Origin of the sequence: Moraxella sp. ZY210820 (assembly GCF_030674635.1) — a bacterium.
GTDB lineage: Bacteria > Pseudomonadota > Gammaproteobacteria > Pseudomonadales > Moraxellaceae > Acinetobacter.
The window spans coordinates 1,703,526-1,722,399 of record NZ_CP089978.1; the positions used below are offsets into that span (position 1 = coordinate 1,703,526).

At 34.5% G+C, this 18,874-nt stretch carries 20 protein-coding genes; 10 read left to right on the forward strand and 10 right to left on the reverse strand.

Going from position 1 to position 18,874, the window contains the following annotated elements; all coding sequences use genetic code 11:
- Positions 1-138 precede the first annotated feature (138 nt).
- The 3 genes from LU301_RS08430 (at position 139) to LU301_RS08440 (ending at position 2,744) form a co-directional block, all read left to right on the forward strand.
- Complete coding sequence (locus LU301_RS08430) at positions 139-858, forward strand: outer membrane protein OmpK (protein WP_305269750.1); 720 nt, start codon at positions 139-141, stop codon at positions 856-858.
- Between the two features lie 115 nt (positions 859-973).
- Positions 974-2,072, forward strand: a protein-coding gene (gene prfB / locus LU301_RS08435) for a peptide chain release factor 2 (RefSeq protein ID WP_370692254.1) whose coding sequence is annotated in 2 segments (ribosomal slippage) — positions 974-1,048 and positions 1,050-2,072 — 1,098 coding nt in all. Because the reading frame shifts where the segments join, the coding sequence is not laid out codon by codon here.
- Between the two features lie 150 nt (positions 2,073-2,222).
- Positions 2,223-2,744: a DUF302 domain-containing protein gene (locus LU301_RS08440; protein ID WP_305269754.1), complete on the forward strand. Its 522-nt coding sequence runs from the start codon at positions 2,223-2,225 to the stop codon at positions 2,742-2,744.
- A 78-nt stretch (positions 2,745-2,822) separates the two neighbouring features.
- Here LU301_RS08440 and LU301_RS08445 read toward each other — a convergent pair whose 3' ends face one another.
- Complete coding sequence (locus LU301_RS08445) at positions 2,823-3,128, reverse strand: hypothetical protein (protein WP_305269756.1); 306 nt, start codon at positions 3,126-3,128, stop codon at positions 2,823-2,825.
- A gap of 187 nt (positions 3,129-3,315) precedes the next feature.
- On the opposite strand from LU301_RS08445, the gene LU301_RS08450 reads away from it, so the two are divergent.
- The 5 genes from LU301_RS08450 (at position 3,316) to LU301_RS08470 (ending at position 8,164) form a co-directional block, all read left to right on the forward strand.
- Positions 3,316-3,600 carry a type II toxin-antitoxin system RelB/DinJ family antitoxin gene (locus LU301_RS08450; RefSeq protein ID WP_305269758.1) on the forward strand — a complete coding sequence of 95 codons (285 nt, stop codon included), beginning with the start codon at positions 3,316-3,318 and terminating at the stop codon, positions 3,598-3,600.
- Positions 3,588-3,875: a type II toxin-antitoxin system RelE/ParE family toxin gene (locus tag LU301_RS08455; protein ID WP_305269759.1), complete on the forward strand. Its 288-nt coding sequence runs from the start codon at positions 3,588-3,590 to the stop codon at positions 3,873-3,875. The genes LU301_RS08450 and LU301_RS08455 overlap by 13 nt, the downstream gene beginning before the upstream one ends.
- Before the next feature lie 41 nt (positions 3,876-3,916).
- Positions 3,917-5,266, forward strand: coding sequence for a deoxyguanosinetriphosphate triphosphohydrolase (locus tag LU301_RS08460; RefSeq protein WP_305269761.1), 1,350 nt, complete (start codon positions 3,917-3,919; stop codon positions 5,264-5,266).
- Between the two features lie 68 nt (positions 5,267-5,334).
- Complete coding sequence (locus LU301_RS08465; protein ID WP_305269763.1) at positions 5,335-6,732, forward strand: FAD-binding oxidoreductase; 1,398 nt, start codon at positions 5,335-5,337, stop codon at positions 6,730-6,732.
- Positions 6,733-7,093: 361 nt separating this feature from the next.
- Positions 7,094-8,164, forward strand: coding sequence for a DUF475 domain-containing protein (locus LU301_RS08470; RefSeq protein ID WP_305269765.1), 1,071 nt, complete (start codon positions 7,094-7,096; stop codon positions 8,162-8,164).
- Positions 8,165-8,221: 57 nt separating this feature from the next.
- On the opposite strand, the gene LU301_RS08475 is transcribed toward LU301_RS08470, so the two are convergent.
- A complete protein-coding gene (locus LU301_RS08475) occupies positions 8,222-9,103 on the reverse strand; it encodes an EF-hand domain-containing protein (RefSeq protein WP_305269767.1) in 882 nt (293 codons plus the stop codon).
- A 272-nt stretch (positions 9,104-9,375) separates the two neighbouring features.
- Between LU301_RS08475 and LU301_RS08480 the strand changes: the two genes are divergently transcribed.
- Complete coding sequence (locus tag LU301_RS08480; RefSeq protein WP_305269769.1) at positions 9,376-11,529, forward strand: TonB-dependent hemoglobin/transferrin/lactoferrin family receptor; 2,154 nt, start codon at positions 9,376-9,378, stop codon at positions 11,527-11,529.
- A gap of 63 nt (positions 11,530-11,592) precedes the next feature.
- Here the strand turns inward: LU301_RS08480 and LU301_RS08485 are convergent, their stop codons facing one another.
- Both LU301_RS08485 and grxD read right to left on the reverse strand, forming a co-directional pair.
- Complete coding sequence (locus LU301_RS08485) at positions 11,593-12,342, reverse strand: YebC/PmpR family DNA-binding transcriptional regulator (RefSeq protein ID WP_305269771.1); 750 nt, start codon at positions 12,340-12,342, stop codon at positions 11,593-11,595.
- A 134-nt stretch (positions 12,343-12,476) separates the two neighbouring features.
- Positions 12,477-12,812 carry a Grx4 family monothiol glutaredoxin gene (grxD, locus tag LU301_RS08490; protein WP_305269773.1) on the reverse strand — a complete coding sequence of 112 codons (336 nt, stop codon included), beginning with the start codon at positions 12,810-12,812 and terminating at the stop codon, positions 12,477-12,479.
- A gap of 158 nt (positions 12,813-12,970) precedes the next feature.
- Here grxD and LU301_RS08495 point away from each other — a divergent pair, with 158 nt between their 5' ends.
- Entirely contained in the window at positions 12,971-14,179 is a 1,209-nt protein-coding gene (locus LU301_RS08495; protein WP_305269775.1) for an aspartate aminotransferase family protein, read from the forward strand.
- Positions 14,180-14,259: 80 nt separating this feature from the next.
- Here the strand turns inward: LU301_RS08495 and LU301_RS08500 are convergent, their stop codons facing one another.
- The 6 genes from LU301_RS08500 to trpC all read right to left on the reverse strand — a co-directional run bounded on the left by LU301_RS08500 (position 14,260) and on the right by trpC (position 18,874).
- Entirely contained in the window at positions 14,260-15,033 is a 774-nt protein-coding gene (locus tag LU301_RS08500) for a D-Ala-D-Ala carboxypeptidase family metallohydrolase (RefSeq protein WP_305269777.1), read from the reverse strand.
- A 116-nt stretch (positions 15,034-15,149) separates the two neighbouring features.
- Positions 15,150-15,704, reverse strand: a complete 555-nt coding sequence (gene folE, locus LU301_RS08505) for a GTP cyclohydrolase I FolE (RefSeq protein ID WP_370692190.1) — start codon at positions 15,702-15,704, stop codon at positions 15,150-15,152.
- 109 nt (positions 15,705-15,813) lie between these two features.
- Positions 15,814-16,221: a hypothetical protein gene (locus LU301_RS08510; protein ID WP_305269780.1), complete on the reverse strand. Its 408-nt coding sequence runs from the start codon at positions 16,219-16,221 to the stop codon at positions 15,814-15,816.
- 148 nt (positions 16,222-16,369) lie between these two features.
- Entirely contained in the window at positions 16,370-17,041 is a 672-nt protein-coding gene (locus LU301_RS08515; protein WP_370692191.1) for a Smr/MutS family protein, read from the reverse strand.
- Positions 17,042-17,054: 13 nt separating this feature from the next.
- Complete coding sequence (locus LU301_RS08520; RefSeq protein ID WP_305269782.1) at positions 17,055-18,005, reverse strand: tetratricopeptide repeat protein; 951 nt, start codon at positions 18,003-18,005, stop codon at positions 17,055-17,057.
- Positions 18,006-18,070: 65 nt separating this feature from the next.
- Positions 18,071-18,874 carry an indole-3-glycerol phosphate synthase TrpC gene (gene trpC, locus LU301_RS08525; RefSeq protein WP_305269784.1) on the reverse strand — a complete coding sequence of 268 codons (804 nt, stop codon included), beginning with the start codon at positions 18,872-18,874 and terminating at the stop codon, positions 18,071-18,073.

Consider the following 18,874-nt stretch of genomic DNA (forward strand, 5'->3'; position numbering starts at 1 on the left):
ATTATCCTAAAGCAAACATGACATTATATTTCTATACAAAACAACTATTTGTATATTAGCTATTCGCCAACGAATATGTCTACCGTTTGATTTTATCATCAAATGTATTATATTTCACCTAAAAGAGTAAGGTAACTTATGAAAATTTTAAATATCGCAATGCTCGGTATGATTGCGTTATCAACAGCAAGTGTACACGCTACCCCAGTATGGCAAGATTTTAGTATCTCTGGTTTATATGGTACCAATTATGAATTAGTTGCAGACCCATCTGGCAAACAAACGACTATTACTTTCGAATATGCTGCTAAAATCAAATATGCAGATTTTTTTGCATTTGCTGACCGTACGGAAAGTAATAGCGTTAAATCAACTTATGCCGAAGTTTCACCACGTTTAAGTTTAAAAGAAACGACAGGTTTAAACTTTGGCAATGGATTGGTCAAAGACATTTTAGTGAGTACCACTTGGGAAGCTGGAGATGGTTTCAATAATTATCTTTATGGGGTTGGTGTTGATTTAAATATTCCAAAATTTCAATATGCAAGCCTGAATTTCTATCGTGCAAACAATGAAAATGTACAAGATGACTGGCAAGTTACTGCAACGTATGGCGTACCATTTAAATTAGGTAATGAAGATTTCTTATTTGATGGTTTCCTAGATTGGAGCACAAAAGAAGACGATCATGCTGCTGAAACCAACTGGACCAATCAGTTAAAATGGAATGCTGGTAAACATATCTCGCCTAATACACGTTTATATATTGGACTTGAGCATTCATTATGGCAAAATAAATATGGCGTAAATAATGCCGATGAAAACAATGTCAGTGCTTTAATAAAATATCACTTTTAACATTAACATCATCATATAAAATATAAGGTGTAAAACAAGCATTTACGCCTTATATCATTTATTGCTTACTATAAAATATGTTAGAATAAGCTATCATAAATAAATAGAGAGTTTTATTGTGGAAATCAATCCTTTTGTATTACGTTTAAAAGATTTAAATGAGCGTGGTGTAACCTTACGGGGGTATCTTTGACTACGATAGCAAGAAAGAACGTTTAGAAGAAGTCTTGCGAGAGTTGGAAGACCCAAGTATTTGGAATGACCAACAACGTGCTCAAGCGATTGCAAAAGAAAAAGGGGCATTGGAAAATAGTATTGGTGTACTTGACCAACTCACTGAACAATTAGCCGATGCTCAAGCAATGTTAGATTTAGCCGTTGAAGCTGATGATGAAACTTTACTTGACGATGTTACTGCTGAACTTGATGTAGCAGAAGAAAAATTAGCTAAACTTGAATTTCAGCGTATGTTTAGCAATCCAATGGATCCAAATCCGTGTTTCTTAGACATTCAAGCAGGTTCTGGCGGTACGGAAGCACAAGATTGGGCATCGATGTTGTTGCGTATGTATTTACGTTGGATTGAGCGTCATGGCTTTAAAGGTGAGTTATTAGAAGTCTCTGATGGTGATGTAGCAGGTATTAAATCAGCAACCATTCGTGTTGATGGAGAATTTGCCTATGGTTGGTTGCGTACTGAAACTGGCGTACATCGTTTGGTACGTAAATCGCCTTTTGATAGTAATAATAACCGTCATACTTCATTCTCTGCGGTATTTGTTTCTCCTGAGATTGATGATAATATCGAAATTGAAATCAATCCAGCTGATGTACGCACGGATACTTATCGTGCCTCTGGTGCAGGTGGTCAGCATATTAACAAAACCGATTCGGCAGTACGCTTAACGCATATACCAACAGGCATTGTGGTGGCGTGTCAAAATGAGCGTTCACAACACGCCAACCGAGACCGTGCGTGGAAAATGTTACGTGCAAAATTGTATGACTTAGAAATGCAAAAACGTAATGAAGCCGCTCAAGCCTTAGAAGATAGTAAATCTGATATTGGTTGGGGTAGTCAAATTCGTTCATATGTGCTTGATGACTCTCGCATTAAAGATTTGCGTACAGGTGTGGAAAATTCCAATACCAAAGCTGTGCTTGATGGCGATTTAGATAAGTTTATTGAAGCGAGTTTAAAACAAGGTTTATAAATACAACGTCATTCTTAACTCATCATAAGTTATTGATTTTATGTAGGGGCGAATGATTATTCGCCCGTACAAAATTAAATATTTTAAATCATATCAATGTACTATGCTTTTAAGTTGAGAATGAAGTAATAACACATTATGAGTATGACGATGAAAAAATTCTTAATGACAGGTGTAATGGCAATCGCCATGACAGGTTGTGCAACCATTAACATTCCTGAAATGCCTGATTTATCAAAATTACCACAATTACCAGAAATACCAACTGTAACTGTGAATATGGAGCAAAATATGCAACGTAACGTAACATTTGATAGTGCTTATGATTTTGCCACAACCAAGAGTAAAATTGTTGAAGCCTTAAAATCAAAAGGTATGACTATTTTTGCAGAAATTGACCATCAACAAGCAGCTACAAATGCTGGTTTAACCATGCAACCTGCCACAGTCATTATTTTTGGTACACCTAAAGCAGGTACACCATTGATGATTAAAGACCCAAATTTTGCCTTACAACTGCCACTTAAAGTGTTAGTAACTGAAGTAAATGGTAAAACCCAAGTGGTGATTAACAAAACTGAAAGTTTAATTGCTGGTAGTAAAATTCAATATAGCGATGTTGAAAATACACTGGCTAAAGCTGAATTAGTGATTCAAGCAACGATTAAATAAATTTATTATACTTCGGTTATTATAAATTATTGATTTTAATAAGGACGATTTTTTTCGTCCTTGTTTATATTTTAATATTCACTTTTTCTTGCTCGCAAATAAAACAATTTTATTGCCACTATAATGAATATCATTCACAAGAATTTGACAAGCAACACCAAATAAATACCAAGCTGAACCTATTTTAATCGTGATTTTATATCCCCTAACAAAATACTCATGACTCATTCCTAGCTTAAAATCATCATGAATATTATATCTTTCTTGATGAACAATTTTATTATCAATGCAAATTTCTTCATAGGTATCTCCTGAAAAATTCCAAGCATTTTTAACTACAATTTCAATACCTTGATAATTTGTTTGCCAAATCTTTTCTTGCATCAAAATAACCTTACAAAATAAGCTTTAGATATTTTAACATACATCTCAAATTATTATCTAAAAATGCTGATAGATTTATGTTTCATCTCATTTGTAGAGTTATCCAACTAAAAATCTAAAAATTTTTCTTGTTTCTTAGACAATCTTATTTTAATATTTAACTTTCATATTTTAATAGAACTGTATTATGACTGCAAAACAAATCCAACAGCAAGCTTTGGCAATCATTGAACGTATGGGTTTAACCCATGAACAAGCCTTAGCTATTTTTTATCGTCAAATTGTAGAACTTAACACTTTCCCTTTTAAAATTGATGAACAAGAAAAAGCCCAATTTGTATTTCAAAGTCAAGCCAATCGTGCATGGCAACATTATCAACAATCTGGATTACATGCTACTCACGCTGATATTGAATTATGGGCTGAACGTTTATATAGTACATCAGAGCGGGTATTAACATGTCGCAAATAATTTATAGTCAAACTGCGGTCGAACATTTACAGTATATCGCTGAACAATGGCGTAAAGACCCACAAATTGGTAAACACGCTATTCAATTAATTTTACAACACATTAATCGTTTAGATTTGGTTCGTCCTATGCGTGGACAAAAAGAAAATCAAGATTTTCAAGTATTAAACATTAAAATCGGCTCTAATGGTTTTGTAGTTAATTATCGTCAATATGAACATCAAATCATTATTTTAGCAATAAAAAGCTATCAAGATGCGGGTATGCTTGATTAATCTACCATATCATAAAACTTAATCATCAATAGGGGGAATATATGACACAAATGAATTGGGCAACATTAATGTCTACCACTCGTTTTCAAGTCGATAGTGATGGGCAAGTGCAAATCATACCGCCTAAAACTGTCATTGACCCTTATCGTACTGCATTTCATATTGATTATGACCGTTTAGTATTTTCTCATGCCTTTCGCCGTTTAGGACGTAAAACCCAAGTACATCCTCTTGCTAAAAATGACCATACGCATAACCGCCTTACTCATAGTGTGGAAGTCGCTAGTGTTGGACGTAGTTTAGGACGTAAAGTCGCAGCTATGTTAGCCATGCAACAGCGTTTGCCTGAATCCGTGAGTATTGATGATATGGGAATGTGTGTACAAGTCGCTTGTTTAGCACATGATTTGGGCAATCCACCTTTTGGGCATACAGGCGAAGATGCTTTACGTCAATGGTTTCGTCATCCACAACATGCACATTATTTACAACCATTAAGCCAAGAACAACGCTTAGATATTCAAAGCTATGAAGGTAATGCTCACAGTCTCAGACAAATCGCCAGTTTAGAAATGTACAATCAGCAAGGTGGTATGCGTTTGACTGCTGCTTCTATTGGTAGCTTATTAAAATACCCATGGACTAGTCAGCACCCTAAATATGGTCAAAGTAAGTTTAATATTTATCAAACTGAATTAGTTTATATTGAACAAATTGCTAATCATTTAGGTTTGGTACGTAAAGACCAATATTGTTGGGCAAGACATCCTTTATCTTATTTAATGGAAGCTGCTGATGATATTTGCTATGCTCTCATGGATTTAGAAGATGCGATTGACCTTGATTTATTAGACTATGAAACTGTTACTCAAGTGTTACAACCACTCGCAACACTTGAAAAACGCCATCAAGTTTATCATCCACGTGAAAAAATTGCCATGATGCGTGGAATTGCAATCGGTCAAGCGATTGAACATATTGCGGAAGTCTTTATGCGTCATGAACAACAGTTGCTCAATGGAGAGTTTTCAGACAAGGCAGACTTACTCAGTTATACCGATGACTATGTACAACAAACACTAGAAAATGCAAAACAATTAGCTCGTGATCAGATTTTTAATCATCGTAGTAAATTGATGCATGGTTTAGCTGCTTTTAAATGTTTAGCGACTATTTTAGATTTACTCATTCCATCTGTTTATCAGCAAGTAACCACAGGTCAGTTGAATGTCGAACAGCAACACGCATTAAAACTACTTGAGCCAATTAAAATTCAGCATAATGATGATTTATATCAATCTTATATGGTTGTTTTAGATTATATTGGCGGTATGACAGATAATTATGCAGCTCAAATGGCTCGTGAATTATCTGGATTGAATATGCTATAAAAGACACATAAAATGTGTTAAACTTAATCACAATTTTCCTATTTTTGTAAAACAATTAGGTTTCCTACATGACCACATTATCAGCAGAAATTTTAAGCCAGCTTAGTGCTATTGTTGGCACAGAGCGTGTAAAAACCGACTCAGACAGTTTAACCCATTGGGGCAAAGATTATACTAAACATTTTGACCCTAATCCAAGTGCAATTGTCTTTCCAAGCACGACTGAACAAGTTCAAGCCATTATCAAATTAGCCAATGAACATCATATCGTCATTACTCCATCAGGTGGACGTACAGGGTTATCCGCAGGTGCTGTGGCAAGTAATGGTGAAATTGTCATCAGCATGGATAAAATGAACCAAATTTTAGAATTCTTCCCTGCTGACCGTATGGTACGTGTACAAGCAGGCGTAATTACGGAACAATTACAAGATTATGCTGAAGAACAAGGAATGTATTACCCTGTTGATTTTGCTTCAGCAGGTTCAAGCCAAATTGGTGGTAATATTGGTACCAATGCCGGTGGAATCAAAGTCATTAAATATGGTATGACACGTAATTGGATTTTAGGTTTAACGGTTGTTACAGGTAAAGGTGATATTCTGCATTTAAATAAAGGTATGATTAAAAATGCAACAGGATATGCCCTACAACATCTGTTTATTGGCGGCGAAGGTACGCTTGGTATCGTAACTGAAGCAGAAATTAAACTTGAACGCCAACCACAAGATTTACAAGTAATGGTACTAGGGGTACCTGATTTTGCAGCGGTTATGCCGATTTTACATGCATTCCAAAGTAAAATTGATTTAACTGCATTTGAATTTTTCAGCGAATTAGCCGTACAAAAAGTTTTAGCACATGGTCATGTGCAACGTCCATTTGAAACTGAATGTCCATTTTATGTATTGCTAGAATTTGAAGCACCATATGAACCGATTATGGATAAAGCGATGGAAATTTTTGAGCATTGTATGGAACAAGGTTGGATTGTTGATGGTGTAATGAGTCAAAATCTTGAACAAGTACATAGTTTATGGCGTTTACGTGAAGATATTTCTGAATCCATCGCTCCTTTTATTCCATATAAAAATGATATTTCAGTATTGATTACTCATGTACCAGCATTCATCGAAGAAATTGATAAGATTGTAACTGAAAATTATCCTGATTTTGAAATTTGCTGGTTTGGTCATATCGGCGATGGTAATTTACATCTTAATATTTTAAAACCTACTGATTTAAGTAAAGATGAGTTTTTTGCTAAATGCCAAGTCGTCAATCAATATGTATTTGATACAGTAAAGAAATATAATGGTTCTATTTCTGCAGAACACGGCGTTGGTATGACAAAAAAACCTTATTTAGACTATACTCGTTCAGCTGAAGAAATCGAATATATGAAAGCCCTAAAAGCTGTTTTTGACCCAAATGGAATTATGAATAAAGGCAAATTATTTGATTAATAGTAAAAACTCCTATCATCATGATAGGAGTTTTTTAATAATTTGAATTGCCAAATCAAGCACAACACTATATCAAAAAAGAAAGTATTTATATCTTTAGGCAACATAACTATATGTAATATAATAGTTTATTTAAATATTTACCAATAATTTTTTTTACTATACTCAAAATCATCATTAAATTTAAAACAATCTTAAAAATCATTATCTCTTAAAAAATGACATAGGTCATCAACATTACAGATATTCAGCATAATACCAACAAGCTTTTGTTTCTTTTAGTAACAACTATTCTAATTTAACCTAAAACATTAGATAATAGTCGATTAATTTTCTTCTTTGAATATTTGAATAGGTCTAAATGAAACATTTTCGTTTTTCAATTTTATTTACCATCATTTGTTTGATGCTTTCTGCTTATTGGGGCTATACACATGGACCTAATGCAGGTATAGCTACCATGATGAAAGCTCTTGCTATTACTGCGATTTTAGCGGTGATGGAAATTTCCCTATCTTTTGATAATGCGGTGGTTAATGCTTCTGTATTGCGTAATTGGGACGAATTTTGGAAAAAAATCTTTCTCACAGTGGGAATTTTAATTGCTGTATTTGGTATGCGTTTGGTATTCCCTGTTGTAATCGTTGCTGTAACCGCAGAAATGGGCATGATGGAAGTGGTCAATATGGCACTCAAAGAACCCGAAGAATATTCGAAACGCTTAATGGCACATCATGCTGAAATTGCTGCTTTTGGTGGTATTTTCCTATTAATGGTATTTTTAAACTTCTTTTTTGATGATAGTAAAGATACCCATTGGTTTAAATGGTTGGAAACACGTTTAGCCAGTTTAGGTAATATCCCTGCGATGTCAGTTTTTTTAGCTTTAGCTGTTTTATTAGGTATGGCAAGTGCTATCGATGAACAACAACGTCTCGTGGTGGTTATGGCGGGTATTTGGGGAATTGTCATTTATATCGGTGTACAAGTAATTGCTCATCTACTTGGTGGTGAACCTGAAATCGATGAAAATGGTAACGCTATTAGCGGTGCAAGTGGCGGTGTTGTAAAAGCAGGTCTTGGTGGTTTCTTATACTTAGAAGTACTTGATGCGTCATTCAGTTTTGATGGTGTTGTTGGTGCATTTGCAATTAGTAGTGATGTTGTTATTATCATGCTTGGTTTAGCAATTGGTGCAATTTTTGTCCGTTCAATGACCATTTATCTTGTGGAAAAAGGTACACTCGATGCTTATATTTACCTTGAACACGGGGCTCACTATGCAATTGGTGCTTTGGCAATTATCATGATTATCGGTGCTACAGGTATGCATATTCCTGAAGTGATTACGGGTTTGATTGGTGTTGCGTTTATTGTATGGGCTGTTTTTGCTTCTATTGCTTATCGTAAAAAAATCACCCATCTCAACTAAAGTGTTGTATAAAAAAATTCCTTTCACTACACATGAAAGGAATTTTTTATGTCCTATTTATTTTATTTCTGGTAACTTTTCCGTCAAAGTAACTACACCATTGTTATCGGTATCCCAGAATGCAAAATAATGTTTTGAGAATAAAACCACATCTTGTGGACTAATTTTTCCATTATGATCTGTATCGATTGCTTTAAAACGTTGTACTGTAAAATCGCTTAATTTTTGTTTTGTTTTTTCCATCATTTCATCAGCACGTTGTAAAAATTCAGTTTCATATTCAGTTGAATCAATCAGCCCATCTTGATTACTATCTGTACGGCTAAATTGCTGTTCACGCATTTTTAAATAATCTGCCAAACTCACACGTTTTTGCCCATTTTCAGTATAAAGTGCCATAAATCCTTGTGCATTATGCGTGGTTGGCATTGCCAATAATGGTTTTAAACGATATTTCAATGAAGCACTATCTTTTTGTTGTGCTTCAACTTCAATGGTTTCTTTACTATCTTTGCTATCCATATAACCGTCTTTATTACTATCATAACGAACAAATGATTTTAAACCAACTGCTTGAAATTCATGCAAATCAATGCGTTCATCTTTATTGGCATCTATCGATTTAAAACGCACTTGTGTTTGTTTAATTTGCATTTCACGAAATTTAGCCAATTCTGCTGATGATTTTGCATTATGACGTGTAACAAATTCTTGCTGTGTTAAACTTTTCTTTTTAGCGAAAATTTCTTTAATGTGTTGTTGGATTTGTTGCTCAAAAGTCTTTTGGCTTAATTCCTGTGCCTGTTCTCCACCAAATTTAAGTACAAAACGCAAACGAGCATCTTCCACAGATTCTTCAATTGGCGACAAATAAACAGGATTAGCCATCGCAGATGTACTCAACATTAAACCTACAATACACACATTTAAAATACGCATGAAAATGCTCCATTAATAATAAGACTTATTCTTATTATAAATAAAAAATTACAATTAGCAAGACATCATTGTTTATTTTTAAAATTAATTTATACTTTTTTTTAATCAATATAACATTTAAATATATAATATTAGTTTAATATCAATCACTTATTATTTATTTAAAACTTAATAACATAAATTATAATTATTATTAACTATTGTAAATGATAATTTTTATTATTATAATGCAGTTACACAATATTACTTTTAACTGAATAATGGTATATCATATGCAAAATCTACTAAGCTACTTCAATAAAAAACAACTCAGTTTGTGTATCACCTGTTTAATGTCTGCGTTTCCAATATGGGCAGATACTGAACCAACAACTGTTCAAGCATTACCAACAATTGTTATTAACGCTAAAGCGGAAGCAAATAGTGATACACAAAAATTAGTAACTAATAACCAAGACCTAGTTCGTTATAGTACAGATATGGGAACCAGTGAATTAGGGCGTTTTGGTAGTCAAGGTTTTAATATTCGTGGTGTTGATGGCAACCGTGTAGAAATGACTGTTGATGGTATTGCACAGGCTGATTCTGAAACTATTTCTGTGGTACAAAATTATAGCTACTATAACCGTTCTAGAATTAATGTTGATAATGAAATGATGAGCCAAGTGAATATTCAAAAAGGCAGTTCAGCCAATGCTTTGGGTGGTTCAGTCCATTATCAAACCAAAAATATAGATGATATTCTGCTTGATAATCGTAAAATTGGTGCTTATTTCAAAAATACTTACAATGGTAGTAGTAAAGAATGGATTAATACTGCAGGTACTGCTGTAGATAGCCAATATGTTGATGCACTTGCCTTATACAGTTATCGTAAAGGTCATGAAACACAAATCCATAGCAAAGATAATGGTATTAAAATGGGACAAGAGCGTTCACTCCCTAATCCTTATCAATCAAAACAATATAGTTATTTAGCAAAATTAGGCTTTAAATGGGATAATGAGCAACATCGTATCGAACTCAAAGCTGATAAACAAAACAATAAAAATGAAGGACAAGAACTTAGTTATTCTTCAGCAACTTTCCGAGAATTTAATGATAAACAAGAACGTCAAAGCTACGGTGTATTTTATCAATATCAACCAACACAATCTACATGGTTAGAACGTTTTAAAATTGGTTATGACCACCAAGATACAATCATGTCAGCTACCAATAAACAAAATGGACGTACACCAGACCATACCAATCGCGGTTTCTATACCCAGCTTAATCAAGCAACATTAGATATGAAATTTGCACCTACTCCAACAGCATATACACAACATCAATTGAGTTTAAATGCAGGCTACTCTCAACTAAAATTTAAAAGTGTAGATTATACTTATAGTAATAATCGTAGTGCAAATGGCTATATGCCCCGCCCTGTAGAACGTAAACGTTGGCATATTGCAATTAGAGATGATATTCAATTTACACCAAATAATTTAACAGGTTATGCTAAATTACGTTATGATCATACTCAATTTGAACAAGAAACACGTCAAGAAAAACCTGATGTTTCTGTGCTTTCTGGTGGCTTAGGTTTTAAATATCAATTAACACCAACATGGAGTTTAGGCTATGGATTTAATACAGGTTTCCGTATGCCAACAGCAACCGAAATGTATTTTGGCGGTAAAATGCGTGGATTAGATATTATATCTAATCCACATCTCAAACCTGAATATAGTCATAATCATGAACTCACTTTTAAAGCAGATAATAATTTAGGACAATTAAATTTAACCGCCTATCAAAATCGTTATCACAATATGATTGAACGTGTTGTTATTGCCAATGATACCTATCAATCACAAAATATTCGTGAAGCCAAAGTATCAGGTTTAGATATTTCAGGGCAAATTGATTTACATCAAATATTTAACCCATTAGCACAAGGTTTAATGATAAATTTAGGCTTTGGTTATGCAACAGGTAAAAAAGATACAGGGGAACGTTTATTAAGCATTCAGCCTAAACGTAGCCTTTTGGGTTTAAGCTATCAAGCACCTGATGATAATTGGTCAATTCATTTACAAGGACAATATGTACAAGCTAAAAAAGCAAAAGATACTCTTGCTTATCGTGGTACATTCTTTGACCGTTATACTGGTGCACCAACTTTAGCTTCATATGGTGAAGCACGCTATTTAAGTCCATCTTATACTGTGTTTGATTTATATGGTCATAAAAAGTTTGGTAAAAATACTACAATTAATCTGGGTATTTATAATTTATTCAATAAAAAATACCGTACATGGGATAGCGTACGCTCAATCGCTTCTAATCCATCTTTAAGTAATACACCAACAAATGACGGTATTGAGCGTTATAATGCACCTAAACGTTATATGATGGCTTCTGTAGAATTTAAATTTTAATTGAAATATCAATAAATAAGCCAATCATCACGATTGGCTTATTTTTATATTCATGTTAGCAAATTAAGCATCAAGCTGTGCTAATACATCATCAGAAAATTCAACGTTAGTATAAACGTTTTGTACATCGTCTAAATCTTCAAGCATATCAATCATTTTCATGATTTGTTTTGCTTGGTCGATGTCGGTAATTTCTGCTTTAGTTGATGGGTGCATGACCACTTCAGCATTATCTGATTTTAAACCTGCATTAGCTAAAGCATCTTGTACATCACCAAAACTTTCTGGAGTAGTAATCACTAAAATATTATCTTCAGATACTTCAATATCATCAGCACCTGCTTCTAAAGCAATTTCCATGATTTGATCTTCAAGCGTTACATCTTCAAATGAAATCTCACCACGCTTGGTAAATAAATAAGCCACTGAACCTGTTGTTCCTAAATTACCATTCGTTTTAGTAAAACAATGACGTACATCAGGTACAGTACGATTCAAATTATCAGTCATGGTTTCAACAATAACTGCAACACCACCAACACCATAACCTTCGTAAGTGACTTCTTTTAAATCATCATTATCTTCACCACCAACACCACGCTGAATTGCACGGTTAATAGTATCACGTGTCATATTAACAGATAAGGCTTTTTCTACTACCGCACGCAAACGTGGGTTACTTGCCACTTCACCGCCACCTAATTTAGCAGCTGTAACGATTTCACGGATATATTTTGTAAAAATTTTACCACGGCTTGCATCTTGTTTTGCTTTACGATGCTTAATATTCGCCCATTTTGAATGACCTGCCATTGCAGAACTCCACTAAAATAAAAAACTAAATTTACCTTATTATTTTAATTTAACATAAGGTAAATCATAACAAAAATTTTATTTCAATAAAAAACCCTTTCTATACTGTGATAGAAAGAGTTTTTACATCAAAATTATTCTACAGCTGGACTATTTGCTTCAATCAATGGTTTTAATTCACCTGATTGAAACATTTCCAGCATAATATCGCTACCACCAATAAGCTCACCTTTTACCCAAAGTTGTGGGAAAGTAGGCCAATTCGCAATTTGTGGTAATGTTGCACGAATATCTTGATTTTCTAAAATATTGACATAAGCAAATGGACGACCAATTTGACTTAATACTTCTACTGCACGAGCAGAAAAACCACATTGTGGAAATTGTGGTGTACCTTTCATATACAATAATACATTATGTTTAGCAATTTGTTCACGGATTAACGTTTCTGTATCACGTTGTTCAGTCATGGCGAAGCCTCTATCGATTAATTATCTTATCGCTTGTGTTAGAAATATTTTTATTATAACAGAATTTACTGCGTGATATAATCTATTTTTTATCAATATTACTTTATTTTTTTATCAAATTTTGCTATATATAAGCCTTTATTTTTTATAGGATAACGATGATGACCTACACTCCAGCACCAATTAATCCCAACGAACCATCACACATTATGCCAACTTATGCCAGACAAAATATCGCTTTTGTGCGTGGCAAGGGTTCATCTTTATACACTGAAGATGGAACAGAATATTTTGATGCCTTAACAGGCATTGCCGTATGTGGTTTAGGTCATTCCCATCCTGTAATAGCCCAAGCAATTGCTGAACAAGCACAAACGTTAATTCATACCAGTAATTTATTTGAAATCCCATGGCAAACAGCAGCTGCACAAAAATTGGCTGAAGTGTCAGGTATGCAAGAAATTTTCTTTGCCAATAGTGGTGCAGAAGCCAATGAAGGAGCGATTAAAATTGCCCGTAAATATGGTCATCAGCAAGGCATTGACAATCCTAAAATTGTGGTCATGGAAAAATCATTTCATGGACGTACCATGGCAACACTTACCGCAACAGGCAATAAAAAAGTGCAAGAAGGTTTTGCACCACTCGTTGAAGGTTTTATTCGCATTCCATTTGGCGATGTTGAAGCATTAGAAGAAGTTGCATTACAACACCCTGATATTGTTGCCGTTTTACTTGAACCAATTCAAGGTGAAGGTGGTATCAATACTGCTCCACAAGGTTTTAGTTATTTAGAAGATGTACGCCGTATTTGTAATCAACATCATTGGTTAATGATGCTTGATGAAGTACAAACCGGTAATGGACGTACAGGGCGTTATTTTGCTTATCAACATACCAATATTGTACCTGATGTTTTAACTACAGCTAAAGGCTTAGGCAATGGCTTCCCGATTGGTGCGGTGATGACACAAGGTCAAGCGGTCGGGATTTTACAAGCAGGTAATCATGGCTCAACTTATGGTGGTACGGCATTAGGTTCACGCATTGTTTACACCGTAATTGAACAAATGCAACACGAAAATGCAGTCGAAAATGCTGAAAAAATAGGTAATTATATTGTACAACAATTACGCACCCAGCTTACAGATAAAATTGTCGAAGTGCGTGGTTTTGGTATGATGATTGGTATTGAACTTAAACGTGAATGTGGCGATTTAGTCGCCATTGCTCGTGATGAATATCATCTAATTTTAAATGTAACAGCGGGTAATGTGATTCGTTTATTGCCTGCTTTAAATCTGACACAAGAACAAGCTGATGATTTAATTCAACGTTTAGTGAAAATGATTGAGCAACACGCTTAGTAAAATTTACTCTCTATTCCTTGATAAATGGTAAGGGCGAAAGTATTGCCCTTACATAATTTTAATCAAAATAGCAAATATTAAGATTCACTCTGCTCTATTTGATCTGCAATCAAAGGATAGCACGGCGAACTAACACGTGTTAAATCAGCCCCCCAAGTACGAAAACCTTGCGTATCAATATGAATTTGTCCAGAACGATAAACGCCTAAACCCATATTAAAACTTGCACCATGTTGTAACCAAAAATAGCATAATTTTTGCTTGGTATGCTCGATTTCCACATATTCTTCTACAGTTGGATACTCAGAACCTAAACGGAAATCAATGGCTGCATTAAATAAATGTTTAGATGAGCTTGCCCCACCTGCACAACTATTGGTTGGATAATCACGATACACTGAAGTAACTTCAAAATCTTTTAAAATCTTGGCAGATTGTAAATAATGGAAAACCTTTAAAGTCGCAATCGAATTACTCCATAACTCACGAGATGGCACCATATATTCAGATGCTCCACAACTTTCCCATGAACGTGCAGTACGCAACAGCTCAAACATTGGCACAATATTAGCAACCTGATATTGTTGTAAATATTGTTCATATTGTTGCACACGCAAACGATTTTCCCCTTGCGATAGCCAAATCACATAAGAATAAGGAATGGTTTTTTCTTTTTGTTTTACAGGTTTTAACTTAGGCAAAGGAACACTATATTGTGCAGGAATTTCCGCCACAGGTTTAGGAATTTTTACTGTTTTCTGTACTTTAGGTGGGGGAGAAGCGGGAGTACAGCCGACCATAACACCAGAAAATAGCACTAGGGTCAGCCCTAATTTAAAGCGTGATTGCATTTTACTGCCTTTTATACAAAATTATTACAATATTGTACCTAATTTTTTGCTGAATAGATAAACTATTTTTGCAAAAAATTGTGCAATTTATGCAATCAATATCAACAATGATGGATTTAGATTTGTTCAGGTACTGCCATTAAAAATTCTTGGCGTGCTTCTTTATCTGTTTTAAAATCGCCTATAAAAGATACTGTACGAGTCGTTGAATGTTGTTTTTGAATACCACGCATCATCATACACATATGAGCTGAATCAATCACAACAGCTACACCACGAGCTTTGGTAATATCTTGAATCGCTTGAGCAATTTGTTGCGTTAAATTTTCTTGAATTTGTAAACGGCGAGCAAACATTTCAGTAATACGAGCAAATTTTGACAAACCTAATACTTGCCCTTCTGGTAGATAGGCAATATGCACACGCCCATAAAATGGCAATAAATGATGTTCACATAAAGAATAAAATTCAATATTTTTCACCAAAACCATTTCACGGTTATCTGATGGAAATACCGCATCATTCGCAACTTCAACTAAATCTTGTTGATAACCAGATGTTAAATATTGAAATGCTTTAGCAGCACGTTGTGGCGTATCTTTTAAACCTGCACGGTTTAAATCTTCTCCAACAGCATTAATAATATCAGCATAGGCGTGTGAAATAGACATATAAATCGCTAAATTATCAAATAAAAGTAATATTATAACAGCTATGATATAAAATTTAAATGCTCATAGATTTATATTTCCATGAGCATTGTTCAGTTAAACACGAAAATTATTTAAAGTCGGAGACTTTATAACCCATCTCTTCAATACAACCTTCCATGACACCAAAGCTATATTCTTTAAGTGCTTGCTCTTTTTCCTGTTTTGTTTTTGGCACAGGTAATTTTGATGCATCTTCTACACTTGCATCAATAATATTGGTAAAGAACTCACGTTCTTCTTTTCCTGCTTTCGCATTAATAATGCTTTTATATAAGTTTTGTTTAGCCACTTTTGTCGTTTTATTTGCTTGATGCTCTTTATAAGCTTCATTTGCAATATACGCAAACATACTACACATTTGAAATGCTTGCTCTTTTGAAAATTGTGGTTTTTGTGTTTCTGCTTGTGCAGTCGCTGAGCCTAAGAGTACCGTAGCACCTAAAACCGTTGCCACTAGAGATTTATACATAGACATCTTATCTACCTTTCAATGAAAATTTAATTCAGATTAACATAATTACTGCTATAAAAATAGGCTTTTTTGATATATTATGATGTATTTTTGTTAGCAAGGAAATAGAATTACTACATAATCTCATCATCATATCCAATACGTTTCCTCATTAGTCTTGACGTGTTTTATCACGCCCAACACGTTTAATCAACACCAACACTGCTCCACTTCCGCCTTGATTACTTGGAGCAGAAACAAATGCCAACACATCTGGGTGCTGACGTAACCACCCATTGACATAGGTTTTTAACACACCACCATCACCGCCTTTACCATGTACGATTTTCAGTACGGTTTGCTGTTCATCTTTTGCCATTTGAATGATTTGTAATACCGCTGTACGAGCTTGCTCCACTGTACAACCATGTAAATCCACCGCTTCAAACCACGGCAATTTACCTGTTTTTAAATCATCAAATACTTTATCTTGCAAGGTACGGATTTTATAACTAAGTTGCTGTTGGCTCCCCACAGGATTGAGCATAGCCCGAGTATCAGATAATAAAGTTTCATCAGTTTGCATTTCACCTTCCGCAGCTGCACGGCGAGCCAAAATTTGTGCATCAATTTTGCCTTTTTTAGGGCGTTCAATCACTGCCTGATTTGATGGTGGCAATGGTTTAACTCCAGCCATTGCTTTAGCAAATACATTTTCATCACTATTTTCGGCATGTTGTTGAGCCTGCTGTTCAGCAATTTTTTGTTCAATTTCAGCATTTTTCAATTGCTGTTTGAGCTGATTTAACTCAGATTTTACTGTAGCAAATGGAGATTTACTCATATATAACCTAATATTATTTTTCAAAATCAATCGATGAAATTAAATGTAGTTTTTCATATTCATCACAAGCACGCTTAATTCCACCTTTACAGGCTTGCTGAAATAAACTTTCTGCACGATCAAAATCCACTTGCCCTGCAATACCTTGTTGATTATATAATGCCAAATTATATATCGCTGGAGCATGACCTTGTTCAGCTGATTTAGTTAGCCATTCTCGGGCTTTGTTTTCATCTTTACCTATTACACCTAGATGATATAATACAGCATATGCCATTTGCGAATCAGCATGACCTAATTCTGCTTTTTTTTGAATATTTGTTGCCATGCTTGTTATCATATCTGCTCTTAGGTTCAATAATTGCATTCTACCTGCTTCTATTTCCCCTTGCTTAGTTGCTTCAGCTAGAAGTGGTTTAACTAATGAATCATTAGTGCTATCTTTGTCTGTTAGATAAATTACTGCTAACATCGCTTTAGCATTACCATAACCTTGAACAGATGCTTTCTCTAACCAAACCTGTGCTTGACGAGTATCTTTAGATTCTTGTAAATACCAACTGCCTAAAAAAATTTGAGCTTGAGCATAACCCTGTTGTGCTGATTTAGTTATCCACTCTATACCCAATTTTTCATCTTTGCTCACATGATACATTCCCAAAAGCATTTGTGCCTGATAATGTTCTTGCTGTGCTGATTGTTCAACATAAGGTAAAACTTGTGTCATTAATTCACTATATTGCTGTAAAAAAACTTTTGGATCATGTACAGAAACATCTCCACTATTTTTCGACATAACAGCAACAGCATAACGATATTGTGCGTCTTTATCGCCTTTATCAGCTTTATTTTTTAATTCTGAAAATGCAATAGGTTGAACTTGAGTTGTGGTTGTACAAGATGCTAACATACTAACAGCTAGACTCAATGATAATATACATACTTTAAATAATGATTTTTTCATCATAAATACTCTAAAATTTTTAAACTTATACAAAATTAATCATTTACCATACATCAACAATGATATTACTTTTCTTTCAGCTCACCAAACAACGCTGTAAATGCTTCATCTGGGCGTGGCTGTTTCATAAAACTTTCACCAACCAAAAAGCGATAAATGCCATTGTCTAACATCATTTGTACATCATTAGATGTGGCAATACCACTTTCGGTGATTAAATCTCGTCCATCATCAAGCATGTTTTTTAAGCGCAATGTGGTTTGTAAATCCACATCAAAGGTTTTCAAATTACGATTATTGACCCCAATCAGACAGCGTTTATCTAACTGTAAAGCACGTTCCATTTCTTGTTCATCATGTACTTCGACTAATACATCTAAACCATATTCAAAAGCTGTTTGCGACATTTCTTGTAACTGCCCATCAGACAAACACGCCACAATTAACAAAATACAATCAGCGTGCAATGCCCGTGCTTCAATCACTTGATACGGGTCAATTAAAAAATCTTTACGTAAAATCGGCAAATCACAGTTCGCTCGAGCAATGGCAATATTTTCATTTGCCCCCTGAAAAAAATCTACATCTGTCAAAACTGACAAGCAACTGGCACCAGCAGATTGATATTGTTGAGCAATTTCAGCAGGATTAAAATTTGAACGGATAATGCCTTTAGATGGCGATGCTTTTTTAATCTCAGCAATGACTGCAGGGCTTTTCTGATTGAGTGCCTGAGCAAATGCACGCAAAGGAGATGCATTTTTCGCCATTTGTTCCATATCAGCCAAACTATAACGCTGTAAACATTCTGCTAATTCTTGCTGTTTACGCTCAACAATTTTTCCTAAAATGGTATTTTGAATATTCAT